Origin of the sequence: Thermocladium sp. ECH_B (assembly GCA_001516585.1) — an archaeon.
Taxonomy (GTDB): domain Archaea; phylum Thermoproteota; class Thermoprotei; order Thermoproteales; family Thermocladiaceae; genus Thermocladium.
In genome coordinates this window covers 1-12,268 of sequence record LOBW01000056.1, presented here as the reverse complement: position 1 = coordinate 12,268, position 12,268 = coordinate 1, and the positions used below count along the sequence as shown (strand labels likewise).

The 12,268-nt window shown below is 43.0% G+C and carries 13 protein-coding genes and 1 pseudogene; 8 read left to right on the top strand and 6 right to left on the bottom strand.

Going from position 1 to position 12,268, the window contains the following annotated elements; translation table 11 throughout:
* Positions 1–839: 839 nt before the first annotated feature.
* Together AT710_07160 and AT710_07155 are read left to right on the top strand one after the other, a co-directional pair.
* Positions 840–1,145 (top strand): ArsR family transcriptional regulator, encoded by a 306-nt coding sequence (locus AT710_07160; GenBank protein ID KUO91252.1) that lies wholly within the window; start codon positions 840–842, stop codon positions 1,143–1,145.
* Entirely contained in the window at positions 1,142–1,423 is a 282-nt protein-coding gene (locus tag AT710_07155; GenBank protein ID KUO91251.1) for a hypothetical protein, read from the top strand. Before AT710_07160 ends, AT710_07155 begins: the two co-directional genes overlap by 4 nt.
* A 127-nt stretch (positions 1,424–1,550) precedes the next feature.
* Here the strand turns inward: AT710_07155 and rpl2p are convergent, their stop codons facing one another.
* Positions 1,551–2,330 (bottom strand): 50S ribosomal protein L2, encoded by a 780-nt coding sequence (gene rpl2p, locus AT710_07150; GenBank protein KUO91250.1) that lies wholly within the window; start codon positions 2,328–2,330, stop codon positions 1,551–1,553.
* 204 nt (positions 2,331–2,534) lie between these two features.
* Between rpl2p and AT710_07145 the strand changes: the two genes are divergently transcribed.
* Both AT710_07145 and AT710_07140 read left to right on the top strand, forming a co-directional pair.
* Positions 2,535–2,930 (top strand): hypothetical protein, encoded by a 396-nt coding sequence (locus AT710_07145; GenBank protein ID KUO91249.1) that lies wholly within the window; start codon positions 2,535–2,537, stop codon positions 2,928–2,930.
* Positions 2,931–2,974: 44 nt separating this feature from the next.
* Complete coding sequence (locus AT710_07140; GenBank protein ID KUO91248.1) at positions 2,975–3,892, top strand: hypothetical protein; 918 nt, start codon at positions 2,975–2,977, stop codon at positions 3,890–3,892.
* 170 nt (positions 3,893–4,062) lie between these two features.
* On the opposite strand, the gene AT710_07135 is transcribed toward AT710_07140, so the two are convergent.
* Positions 4,063–4,917 (bottom strand): hypothetical protein, encoded by an 855-nt coding sequence (locus tag AT710_07135; GenBank protein ID KUO91247.1) that lies wholly within the window; start codon positions 4,915–4,917, stop codon positions 4,063–4,065.
* 417 nt (positions 4,918–5,334) lie between these two features.
* Here AT710_07135 and AT710_07130 point away from each other — a divergent pair, with 417 nt between their 5' ends.
* Both AT710_07130 and AT710_07125 read left to right on the top strand, forming a co-directional pair.
* Positions 5,335–6,210 carry a hypothetical protein gene (locus tag AT710_07130; protein KUO91246.1) on the top strand — a complete coding sequence of 292 codons (876 nt, stop codon included), beginning with the start codon at positions 5,335–5,337 and terminating at the stop codon, positions 6,208–6,210.
* 180 nt (positions 6,211–6,390) lie between these two features.
* The gene (locus tag AT710_07125; protein ID KUO91245.1) at positions 6,391–6,612 is read left to right on the top strand and encodes a hypothetical protein; all 222 of its coding nucleotides are present in this window, start codon (positions 6,391–6,393) and stop codon (positions 6,610–6,612) included.
* 21 nt (positions 6,613–6,633) lie between these two features.
* Here the strand turns inward: AT710_07125 and AT710_07120 are convergent, their stop codons facing one another.
* The 4 genes from AT710_07120 to AT710_07105 form a co-directional block, all read right to left on the bottom strand.
* Positions 6,634–7,116, bottom strand: coding sequence for a hypothetical protein (locus AT710_07120; protein KUO91244.1), 483 nt, complete (start codon positions 7,114–7,116; stop codon positions 6,634–6,636).
* Positions 7,116–8,762, bottom strand: coding sequence for a hypothetical protein (locus AT710_07115; GenBank protein KUO91243.1), 1,647 nt, complete (start codon positions 8,760–8,762; stop codon positions 7,116–7,118). Before AT710_07115 ends, AT710_07120 begins: the two co-directional genes overlap by 1 nt.
* Before the next feature lie 91 nt (positions 8,763–8,853).
* On the bottom strand, positions 8,854–9,573 hold the full coding sequence (locus tag AT710_07110; protein ID KUO91242.1) for a hypothetical protein: 720 nt from the start codon (positions 9,571–9,573) through the stop codon (positions 8,854–8,856).
* A 166-nt stretch (positions 9,574–9,739) separates the two neighbouring features.
* On the bottom strand, positions 9,740–10,300 hold the full coding sequence (locus AT710_07105; GenBank protein KUO91241.1) for a hypothetical protein: 561 nt from the start codon (positions 10,298–10,300) through the stop codon (positions 9,740–9,742).
* A gap of 149 nt (positions 10,301–10,449) precedes the next feature.
* On the opposite strand from AT710_07105, the pseudogene AT710_07100 reads away from it, so the two are divergent.
* A pseudogene (locus AT710_07100) lies at positions 10,450–11,654 on the top strand (transposase).
* 114 nt (positions 11,655–11,768) lie between these two features.
* On the top strand, positions 11,769–12,122 hold the full coding sequence (locus AT710_07095) for a hypothetical protein (GenBank protein KUO91240.1): 354 nt from the start codon (positions 11,769–11,771) through the stop codon (positions 12,120–12,122).
* Positions 12,123–12,268: the final 146 nt, after the last annotated feature.

The window sequence follows — 12,268 nt, the reverse complement described above, 5'->3', positions numbered from 1 at the left end:
GAGATGCTGCAGGGTAAGTCCTTCTCATCAACCATTAATGATTGGGCAATTATGCGGCACTTATCCCCTAAATTAATTGTGTGTTCTATTTCTATTGAGACATTACCCGAATCATCGTCGTGATCGCTCCATGGTTCATGCATTACTATTTTCTCATTAAGGGCGTTTTTAACTTTTTGAGTTCTTCCAAGGGATTTAAGGAAGACTCATTTGGTGAGCTACCCCATCCTTAAGGGGCTTCCCGCTTCCTTGCCCCGCCTTGCCCATCGTTATGGGTAGTGGGCGGAGCTCCATGGGCACCATGGGCGGCTCCCGCATGCCTTGCCCATCGTAGGGTGTTGTAGGCCTCACAAGCCGCTTCCAAGGGCCTTTAACGCCCTCAGCGTTTGTTCATTAGTGTATGCTCTAAACCTAAACCCCACGATGGGCATCAGAAAAATAGGAACGTCACTAATATAAAGTTATTTTCCTCATCCCTGCCATAAATTGCGAGGTTTCCTCATCCCGATAAAAAGAACGAGAGCCTCGCCTTTTAGTCAGTTGGTGTGGTGGGATTACGCTCTTGTTTAGCCGGGGTAGTTAGTTTCCCTGATCAATCTCTAGGGAATGAGGAGGGGTCGATTACTCACAATACCAAGGGAAGGAGTAGTACTTGTAAAGTGGCGTAATTCACAAGGCCTCGGGGGGCCCTCGCCAAATGGCGGGGAGGAGGTCAAGAAATTCCTCTATGATTGTTTTGTAAATAATTTGTAAAAACCGTTTTAATTAGGGCTGGATGAGGATGATGCGTGGAACAAGTAAATGTCTTTAAAAGAGAGAGTAGGGATAAGCTTACTATAATGTTTAGCGATATAAAGGATTGGAGAAGAATGCTTATATGGTTGCTTGGGGGATCCCGAGGTGGATGGATGAGGTTCCAAATAATGTTAGCATTAAGGGAGAAACCCATGAATCCAAACCAATTAGCCAAGCATTTGGGTGTTAATTATAGAACCATTATTTATCACTTGGAGATATTGGAGAAGCATGGATTAGTTACTAGGGCTAATAAAGGCTATGGAGTGCCTTACTTCCTGAGCGATTATGTGGAGAAGAATTGGGAAATAGTTGATAGCGCAGTAAGGGCAGCGAGGGGAGAGAGATGATAGGCATGTATTGGATCATCGATATAGCATTAGTGATTGGGGACTTATTGTTGGCGATAATGATAGTGCGTAACTATTACTCAATAGGCTTCACTAGAATAGGCAGATTNCTCTTGATTGCTTCATTAATGTTTTTGCTAGAGGGGCTAGTGATGCTTGTGACTTATTATAAGTGGGCAATTATGGGATACGATGAAACGATAGCTTTGCCGTCTCTAGCAATAACAGCGAGCAGCCTCGTGGGAATCGCCATTCTTTATTACATATCAAAGCTCTAATTCATTCCTTGAAAGAGAAGACTATCGCTCTTTTTATGGTTGAGAAAAAATACAAATGCCTTCATATTGAGCACCTTAAACTTATATTAGGGCTTTAATCCTTGATCAAGTAGGGTTAATTTTTCAATTAATGGGTAGTCCGTTGAGTGGCTTGCCGTTGCTGTTGCTGCATTTGCGCGCGAACCCTCCTGCATCCACGTCCAGTGCACATCGGCGCTATGAATCCAACCTTTTGTCCAGGCGGTGCGTTTCTAGGCACTGGTGTTCCTCCATGCTGGTGTGATCCTCCTCCATGTGGATGTGCATACGCGCTCATTGCCTTTCCTCTAACTAATGGATACTTCCATGACTTGCTCTTAGCTAGGTGGTACTTTGCTCCGGCTTTTACCATTGGTTTCTCGGTTCTACCACCGCCGGCCACTATCCCTATCGTTGCCCTGGAGCGGGAATCCACATCAACTATTATACCGCTGGGCAGTTGTATGCTGGTGAAATTGCCCTTGTGCACTAGCACCACTGCATATGAGCCATTGGATCTCGCGTATTTGCCCCCATCCCCAGGACGTTTTTCTATGTTGGATATCATTGTTCCCTCAGGTATGGATTGTATCGGCATTATATTGCCGGTCTCCACACGTGCGCCGGAACCGAATTCTATTATTTTCCCCACGTATATTCCCTCGACGGCTGGCAGGTACATTTCTCGACCATCTTGCAGAACTATGTGGGCAGCTGGTGGAAATACTCCGCTTATATGCATTAATTCCTTTACAATGCCTTTAATTGTCCCCCGTAGCTGGGATTCCTCGTACCTTATATACCGGAGAGGGGCATCGCGTCTCCACTTGGGATTAATGAATTGCGATCCTCCTCTTCCTCTTCTCTGCACTAATATTCGCTTACCCACTTTTCCTCATCAAGCCAAAGCACTGCATGGTTTAAAAAATTTGCCCTAATGTGTTGATGGAGGGATAGTTACTGCTATTCTCGAGCGGGCGACACCAGGGGTAAAGCTTTCTCTTCTTCTGTTAATTTAACACTATCTTAGTAATATATGTCAGTGTTAATATGAGATATTATTTATAAGCAAATAGGTATGCGGTATTTCTTCATGGCTTCCTCTCAGGTCCAGAGGCAGGTGGTGGCTGTCGCCGCTATGGATGCGCGAAATATAAAGATATATGTACTACAGGTAATGAAAGACCTAGTGGTTAATTCAAGAGGTCGACTCGTCACGTTAAGGCCGAGCAAGCTAGCGCAAGACATAAGCATTAAAAGCAGGAAGTCTCCGCGAGCCGAAAGCGTAGTTATACGGAACTTCCTTGAGGAACTAGTGGAGAAGGGCCTTATAAAGGTAGTCAAGAGAAGCGCTAGAGGGAAGGTTTATGGAATATATAGGGAATCAGATCTTTGGAAGATGTTGGTAGGTTATCAGCCTCGAAGTATATTGAGTCTAGTGGAGTCTGTGGAGAATGGGGAGGAATCTACTGTGATAGAACAGGCATAGCTCTAATTCACTACATTTTAAAATAAGCTTAAGCATAGGCCGTGATGTCTCTAGATACTGGCCTTGAATTCGTTTCTGATCATGTGATAAGGATCATAAAGAGCGAGGTGGCCCAGAAATTATATGAGGCCGGCTACACTCAATTGGGGATATCAAGGGTTCTAGGCGTTACTCAACCAATGGTTAACAAAATATTATCTAGTCGTGAAGAAACTAGGCGAAAGGCTATAGAGGAGGGGCTAGATCTGAGCGATATCGATTCAATAGCCAATGTGGTTGCGTCGCTCGTGCTCTCAAACAAGTCTCAAGCCGCGTTGGAGTATCTAACCAATAAATTAATGCTCAATTTATCTCACTTGGATTATTGTGAATCTCATAGGCGCATTAATCCCAAGATACCCATTGATTGTAGGGTATGCGGCTTGCTGCTTAATCCAAGGGATATGGTTATACGGAATCTAGTCGCTGCAGTTAATGAGATAGAGAGTTCGCCTCAATTCACTAAGTTAATACCCAGGGTATTGATGAATATTGCGGAGGCAGTTCCTGATCCACGGAATGAAATGGATATAGCGGCAGTTCCTGGGAGGATAGGTATAGAGAGGGGGATGCCGAAGGCTTGGGGATTACCATCATATGGGGTAAGCACTCATCTGGGGAGGATATTATTGGGTGTTGCTCATGCAAGGCCAAAAATACGGGCCGTCGCCTCGATTAAGCATGATAGTGAGATAGAGAATGCACTTAAGCTATCTAGGCTTAAATACTCTGTATTATCCCATGAATCTGCTCCCACAGAGGATGAAATAATAGAACTAGTTGCACGCAGCGCATCCCTGGGGGATTTAGATGCAGTAATAGATTTGGGCGGGTTTGGAATAGAGCCAATAACCTACATATTTGGAATGGACTCGCTTCAAGTGATCCATAAATTAAGGAATATACTAGACCATATGCAATGAGTTGCCGATGTTTATAATCTAAGGAAGAGCCCACGCCGATTTAAAGGTTGAAAACATCGGCGCGCATCATTTTATGAAGGTGAGGCGATGTGCATCCCCTTAATTTCAGAGTTTATTCATAATGCCTCATCTAAAATGCCAGCATAGATGAATTAAGGCAGCGCGCTTCATTATTTGCCTACTTTATCCTCTAGCCGTAAAAATGATATTAATTGAAGCATTTCGGAGTTATTGGCCTTGAATATATCCTTAGCCAGCTCTATACTTTCATCCAAGTATTTATTGAGAATCGATAATGCCTCCTCTGTTTTTCCTCCTAGTATTGTAATTATGTTTAATCCTGCACCGGCTTCCTCTGGATTATTAGCATCTAGCCCTAAGTAATCCACTATATCATCCCTGACTTGATAGGCTATTCCCATTAAGTTACCCAGCTTCCTTAGTTTAGCGATTGTGTCTCTATCCGCATTAGCAGAATAGCCGCCGACCACTAGTGCAGCCTCTATCAGTGATGATGTCTTATATGAAACTGTCTTCATGTAATCATTTAGAGTGGCCTTCTTCATGTACTTATACTCCATCTCATATGATTGACCAATAGAAAGTTTTATCGAGGCATTTATTAATTCGAAAACGATTTTCTTATCCGACATTATTGCATACTCTATCGACTTGGCGATTATCAGATCGCTGGCAAGCATGGTATTTTCTAGCCCAAACATGTGAAATGGCGTATTGCTTCCCCGCCTCACCGCGTGGCCATCCATTATGTCGTCTTGAAGCAGAGAGGCAATGTGAACCAGCTCCACTGCTACAGCCGGCCTAATTGCATTTATGATATTGCCGCTAAGGGAATACGTGGTTAATAGCGCTAACATTGGTCTAACCAGTTTCCCCCTATTAGTTAAGTAATGCCTAACTGCGTTTTTCAATGCCTCCGGCATATCGATTCCCATGAAAATTTTCTCCAACTCATCAGATACCATATTTAATCCACTTAACACGACGCTAGGCAACGATATCATTTTGCCTCACCTATATTTCTCCATAGGTAAATAAGTTTTTCACTTATAGAAAAATAACATGAATACAAGGAAGCCAATGCGAGGGCCATTCCATGGTAAAGATCATTACTAACAACGATGCCTTAATGGGGAACTGAATTATTTTTCACGGTAACAGATAATGTTTTTACATCATTATTTTTCGAAGGGCGATTCCTCATTGATGCAGGTTAATGCCTAAAGGGGTGGGACTGAGGATGTGAACCCAATGCAGCTTGGGTTGAGGGAATCCCATGGCTCGCCTACCATGAGATGAGCGGCCGAGGAGCTAAGTCCCATCCCATGAATATTAAGTCCTCTGGTTTAGCTTAGAGATTTCCTGGAGGAGGAGGCTTTTAGTGAAATATTTATTATGCGTTGCAATTAGTCAAGTGATTCATGGAAAACAAGTGGATGCCGTATTTATTAGTGCCGGTGGCAGCTATGGTGTTTGGCTCCATCTTATCCATTGGATTAGCATCCATTCACGTCACATATGTTCCCTCTGGTCCTCCGTTTAATCAAAACAATACCGTGGAGTCGGGCATTTATAATGTATTGATAGTTATAATGTTGATGATAATCATGACTGGTCTAATATATGCCATGGTGAGGTATGGTAAGATAAGGCTCTTCACGGCCGTTAAGGCAGCATTGATAACTATTATGGTGTTCTCCATGATCTTATTCTTTATGGGAATATTCTCATATCAATATGGCGTATTCTTATTATATAATGCATTTATATTCTATGCATTAGCTATCGTGGTCTCAGCCATCATAGTTTATTGTGCCTTGATTAGGGAAGGAGTATGCAGCGTGGTAAGTATAACGCTTTATAGTTCAATGGCTGGAACCATATTGTCAATAACGTTTCCGCCTCTTACATTATTAATATTGCCGGCTGCATTGGCCATATACGATATTTTTATGGTATATAAGGGATTATTGGGAAAGCTAGTTGAATCTAATGGTAACGAGGAGAAGAGGGAGAAGCGCAACATATTAAAGGGATTAATGGTTGACTTAGGCGATTTGGGAATTGGGGTCGGCGATTTAGTTGTTTACTCAATGATATCTAGCCTAGATGTCATTTCCTCAATTCATTATGGATCTTTCGCGGCTTTTCTGACTGTTCTGGGATCTATAGTGGGCGTGTCAATTGGCTTCGTTTTAACAATTAAGGTGCTGCTTCCCAAGAGGGGGTACGCACCAGCGCTCCCTATACCGGTGGCCCTTGGCTTAATTCCTTTTATAATCACTATACTCCTTTGAGGATGAATTGAAGTATTCCATCCTTTCCTTATTAAGCGGGTGACTCCTGATGATCGTGACCCAAGGGTTGTCACCGAAACTTTCGATTTTCATTGTATCAACAAGCTCCGACGACTTATTTATCGTTATTGGTTAAAATAGATGTTCACATTATAAACAATGCCATAATATCCATTGCTCATGGAGATACAAACCGATTATAGATGCCCCTCATGCAACGCCAATCTAGTGCTAGCGGAGAACTCAATATCCCTGACGCTATATTGCCCTCATTGCAATATCCATGCCTCCTTCGGCAAAAAAGATATCTTAAGGAATTATGTGGATTATGAGAGGCATGAATTCAAATGGAAGGAAGCAATGAATGATATATATTACTCCATAATTGCCGCAATGCATTGATTCCTGCACGGCATTGGGGCCTCATGTCCTATAAATAAGATATAACTCGCTCAGATTATGGGTATTAATTAATGGAATATTGGAAATTAAGTTATAGCCTCTCTTCATGGTGATTCTATTTATCTCCACATATAGCCTGCTTATTCTTGCTTCGCTGATATCGAGGCTGGGCGAAAGAAATGATATAACCACTCCATCAATGTTTGCCGGAATAATATTAGAATCAGCTAAATATATGGCGAATTTATTCACTAATTTCCTTAGCTTATAGTGATCAATGGCTACTCGCATGGGAATTATTAGTTCAATATCATGCGAATTAATAAACCTGAGTATTTTGGAGTCCATAAGTACGTTTTGCAGCAAATCACTGACATAAATTGCCTTTATGCATTCCGCATTATTAGCCAGCATATGCCTATTGATCAATACGATAGATGTGGTTGCTATGCCGTCAAAGCCAGCCACACACTCGTGGCTGAACATGAGNTTCTTAATTATCATTACCTCACGCCACTATCGCTGGAGAAAATGAGCCTAAGCAACTCATCAATGCTCACCTCAAACACGCCAGTTGGGTTCTCCAGCCCCAGCTTTACCAATATATCTGGATTGACCTCAAACGCCTTGCCTATGGTGAAGCCGCTCACAATTATCTTAACTGACCTACCGCTTATCCCGTTTTCCTCATTTATTGCCTCATACTTGGCCTCCAGTCCCAATTGATTAATTAATGAGCTGGACATAACCAGCACATCGGTTAACGTCACTTCATTGCCGGTAATTGCGAAGCCTAAATGATTCTCCTCAATTACGCTGCTGCCATTAATGGAGGCCACCCTACCCACCTCAAATACTTTGGGCTTCCTTGGGGCCAAAGTCTTGTTTCTCGCTAGAAGGGAAATCAGTTGAGGCCATATAGCTGTTCTAACCATGGAGTAAAGTTCGCTTATTGGATTAACTAACTTAATTGGTGTTCCTCCAAGCGATGCCAGGTAAGGATCAGTAAGCACGTAATTCATTACCTCTTGAGCCCCTAGCCCTATCATTGCCTCCCTAATTAATCCAATTAGTCTAGTTGCTGGGTGTAACCGTCCACTGGATGGTGATGGCGGGTTTATGCCGCGCAACTCGTGGTATCCTTTAATTATGGCAACATCCTCTATTATATCGACGGCATGTATCACGCCTAGCCTATATGGAGCAATCCTCACTTGGATCAATTCCTCACTCGACTTGCTTGCATCGTGCCTAGCCCTCAATAATAGATCCACTGCCTCATCTATGCTGAGACTCGTGCCTAGCCGCTCATTAATATCCCTCAACCCTATTCGCCTCTCAGTTGGTCTTAGATCCGCCTCACTAATGGCATTGGTTCCTATTATTTCAACCACGCGATTACGCGTTCTCTCCCGTAAACCATAAACAAATATGGTGAATACCTCCCTTAATGATTTAACATCGGTTGCCGTAACATCTATTAAAATATCCCTAGTGCTGGGATCAACCTTGGTTAATTCGCTGCCCAGCACTGGCGCAACGGCTAAAATTCTACCATTACTATCAGCTATTATGGGCACCCTCCCATTAAGTATAGCGTATTCCCCATACATTTTCCCCTTTTCCAGCGAGAATAGCTCTGTGCCTCTTACCTCCCTATTCATTTCCAGGGGCACATATGAGACATCATCCATATTCGCTTGCCTATACACTACCGGTAGATCCACCTTAGATAGATCATAAACTCCTATGGATGCCCTCCTCCGATTCCTTCCATAAATGATGGATAACTTTTCTTGCAACTGTATCATTTGACGGATAGCTTCATCGCTGAGGGAGAAATCGCGCATTATGGCGAAAACAACGTACTTCCTATTTGGGACATCATCTATATGCGATAAATCGGTTCTCCATGTGGATTCAAGTCCGGCTAATCCCACTTCAATGCCTAGGATCCCCTTAAATGTCCTTGATATTCCCTCAACCGAGAAGTGGTCAGGTCTATCGTGAGTAACCTCTAGCTCAACCTTCTCGCCCTCTACCTTATCTATCTCAATTTTCGCGAACTTGATGAGCTCCCTTAATTCATCGATCCCCAACTTACGTCCAACCAATGTCTCCAAATCATGCAGGTCAATGGAAATGCTCACGCGACCTAACGCCATCCACGTAATTTAACATTTTTGGAGAATCCTCCAAGCCATCTGAGCTCCTCCATAAGGGCGAGGTTTTTCGTTTATTTTATAATGTGGTGGGGGTACCCAGAAGAAATGCTACCAGGGATGCTATTAATGGTATAGTTAAGTTATCCTCGACTCCATAGGCCTCGGAAACAACTACGGCGGCACCCAGGGCAGCCAGATCTATGGGCCTAAGTCCTAGCACTAGGAGCACAAGCATGTAAATGACTAAACCTCCTATTGATCCCTCTATTGTGGAAGTTGAGTACGGCAATTTATGTCGTCCAATAGCTGTTCCAATTAATGCGCTGAATGTATCATAGAAAATCAGTGCCAGGATGCCGTATGCAGCATATGATCCAAATGCCGTATATGATGCATAGACGCCGATCGCGCCCATTAGTACGCCTAGGTATCCGCCCCGCTTCTCATAATCTCTCTCTATATTTTTCAATGTCTCATTAAACATATTCTCCAGCTTATTGAACGTGATTATCACTTCATCGCCTCCGCCCCTTTGAATTGTGCCTAAGATCTTTATTAATTGATCCCTGAATGATTGCCGAGCATCATCTAGCGCCTCACTTATTACCAGCGATATGATTGGTCTTTTCAATTGAGTGGCATATAACATCGCGGCAAGAAATAAAAGTATTAAATAATAATATGTTATCAATTGTAGCTGGAGTCCTATTATGAATGGAGCGATGAGAAACACAGATAATATCAAGTGAAAAAGCTTTCTATAAAGCAATGCCTTAATCCTGGCTATTCGACTCATGCATCCAACGAAGCATTTCAACTATTTAAGCACTAATTTCTCCAATAAATTAATCAAGAACTCGGATCCGCAAGTTACTGATTCATTGAGGTAAACAGGGAGTGAAAAATGATTGCTAAGATAAAAATTGCATCATTAAATGTAAATGTAGATGCGGATTAGCGCTCTATCTCTTAGTGTTAAGAGTAACGTAGGCCACCATATCCAATACTTCCATTTTGTTAAATGCCTCCTCTATTGTTGAACCCACGGCAACTGCGCCGTGCTTCTCTAGTATCACCAAATCATTTCCCTCCTCAATGCGTTTAGCGACCTCATTAGCTAGTTCTGGGGTGCCTGGTTCTATGTATGGGACGGTTCCCACGCCGCGAGAGTATGATTTCAATTCACTAAAGGATTTATCTAGCTCAATGCCTGAATTACTTAATGCCAATACGTTAGGGGGATGAGCGTGAAAAACAACATTATATTTAGTCCTTTTGTATATCTCGACATGCATTCTCCACTCGCTGGATGGTTTTCTATTACCTCGTACTACCTCTCCATTGATATTGATCTCTATCACATCATCCTCCCGTAATTCTAGCTTGGAGAAATTGCTTGGCGTTATAAGAATAATATCATTAATTCTCACGCTCATATTGCCCCCCATTAATGTATTTAGCCCTACATCGTGGCTCAGCTTGAAATACTTCACAAGGAGTCTCCGATTCTCCACGCTGTTCATGGAGTTATGGGAATCAAGTTCCCTTAAAAACTATATCTTTATTAAGTTCTATTTCTAATTTATCTAATTATACGCATGGGGGAAGCCTCGCCATTTATGGCGGGGATGAGGGGGGATAGCTTTATATTAGTGACGTTCCTGTTTTTCTGATGCCCATCGTGGGGTTTAGGTTTAGAGCATACACTAATGAACAAACGCTGAGGGCGTTAAAGGCCCAGTTGGAGGCGGCTTGTGAGGCCTACAACACCCTACGATGGGCAGACACATACTTCTACCATGAGGATGGGAAGGGATTAACCCTCACGGAGTTGAGGCAATTAGCCCTCGACTTGAGGAAACAAGATGAGGAGTACCAACAATTATACTCACAAGTAGTTCAACAAGTCGCGGATAGATATTATGAGGCTAGGCAGCGCTTTTTCGATGGGCTTGCAAGATTCCCGAGGGAGAAGAAACCCCATAAGTACTACATTGATTTATCCGCAAAGCGGGTGGAGGATACAGGTTAGGGAGGGGACTAAGGGCAGGAGGCTCGTATTGAGGTTATCAAGTCTAGGCGTGTTCAAATTAATTGTTCATAGGGACTTTCCACTGGATAGAGTTAAACGCGTGGCTGTGAAATTGACTAGGAGTGGAAAAGTGTATGTCTCATTCATTGTTGAAAACCATGAATTCCCGAAGCTGCCAAACACTGGGGAGGCGGTGGGGATTGATGTTGGTGTGGAGAAGCTTCTCGTGACTTCGGATGGGGAGTACCTCCCAAACTTGAGGCCTTATGAGAGGGCATTGAAGAAGGTGAAGAGGCTTCACAAGGCCCTATCGAGGAAGAGGTATCTCTCCCATAATTGGTTCAAGGCTAAGATGGAGCTTGCTAGGGCTTATGAGCATTTAGCGAATCTGAGGAGGGACTTGTACATGAAGTTGGGGAAATACTTTGCAGAGCATTATGATGCTGTGGTTATGGAGGATATCTCCGTTAAGCAGCTCATTGGTGGGGCGAATAGGGGGCTTAGGAGGAGTCTCCAGGACGCTGCCTTCGGCATGATGCGTACAGCAATAAAGTATCAAGTGGAGAAGTATGGGAAGGGGTTCATCCTAGTGGATCCAAGGAATTCCTCGAAGGCGTGCGCCAAGTGTGGTTACATGAAGGACTTAGCGTTGAGTGATGGGGTGTTTGAGTGCCCAGTCTGGTTGGAGGAGTGATAGGGATTATAATTCCGCTCTTAATCACTTGAGGCGTGCGGGGTGGGAGTCGCCCGTGGTGCCCGTGGAGCTCCGCCCACTACCCATAGTCCGNAGCTATGGGCAAGGCGGGGCNNGGAAGCGGGAAGCCTCGCCCTTAGGGGCGGGGTAGCTCACAGTCAATGCACGGCATAAATAAATTAATTGATTAATTATTCATTACTGAAAAACATATAGATTAAGTAAATTAGGAAAACTTTATATAAGACACTTCTTTCAGGAAATTATGTATCAAATAGATAATGAGGAACATACATGGGCGCTCATAGCTTGGATAATACCACTAGTAGGCGGCATATTAGGAATAATAATAAAACCAAACTCCAATTACGTGAAGCATTGGTCCTACTTAAGCATAACCTTCGGACTAGTAATAATAGTGATTGATGTAATTTTGGGAATATTATCATTGGCAACATTTTTTGTTCCATTTTTGTTCATTATATTCAAGATAATAGGGTATCTATTCGATATTGCTTTCTTAGTCATATGGATAATTGGAATATTAAGGGAACGCGCAATGCTTTATTGGAAGCCCCCTGTATTGTATGATTTTGCGAAAATGATGGGTGCTCCCTAATAAGTAAGAATTATCGCTATAAACTCTAAAGCGTGGTGAAAAGAATCATTATTTACGCTCTCGGCGTTGATTTATTGGTTAAGTGGGCTAATCGTTCCCATGTTGCTAGGAATGATGAATAAGCGATCTCGCCCATATTGACCGGC

Bases quoted from the DNA above. Each gene is read 5' to 3' on its own strand.
- AT710_07125 (KUO91245.1), top strand. From the start codon at position 6,391: ATGGAGATACAAACCGATTATAGATGCCCCTCATGCAACGCCAATCTA.
- AT710_07110 (KUO91242.1), bottom strand. From the start codon at position 9,573: ATGAGTCGAATAGCCAGGATTAAGGCATTGCTTTATAGAAAGCTTTTT.
- AT710_07160 (KUO91252.1), top strand. From the start codon at position 840: ATGTTTAGCGATATAAAGGATTGGAGAAGAATGCTTATATGGTTGCTT.
- AT710_07105 (KUO91241.1), bottom strand. From the start codon at position 10,300: ATGAACAGCGTGGAGAATCGGAGACTCCTTGTGAAGTATTTCAAGCTG.
- AT710_07130 (KUO91246.1), top strand. From the start codon at position 5,335: ATGGAAAACAAGTGGATGCCGTATTTATTAGTGCCGGTGGCAGCTATG.
- AT710_07145 (KUO91249.1), top strand. From the start codon at position 2,535: ATGGCTTCCTCTCAGGTCCAGAGGCAGGTGGTGGCTGTCGCCGCTATG.
- AT710_07140 (KUO91248.1), top strand. From the start codon at position 2,975: ATGTCTCTAGATACTGGCCTTGAATTCGTTTCTGATCATGTGATAAGG.
- AT710_07135 (KUO91247.1), bottom strand. From the start codon at position 4,917: ATGATATCGTTGCCTAGCGTCGTGTTAAGTGGATTAAATATGGTATCT.
- AT710_07095 (KUO91240.1), top strand. From the start codon at position 11,769: ATGTATCAAATAGATAATGAGGAACATACATGGGCGCTCATAGCTTGG.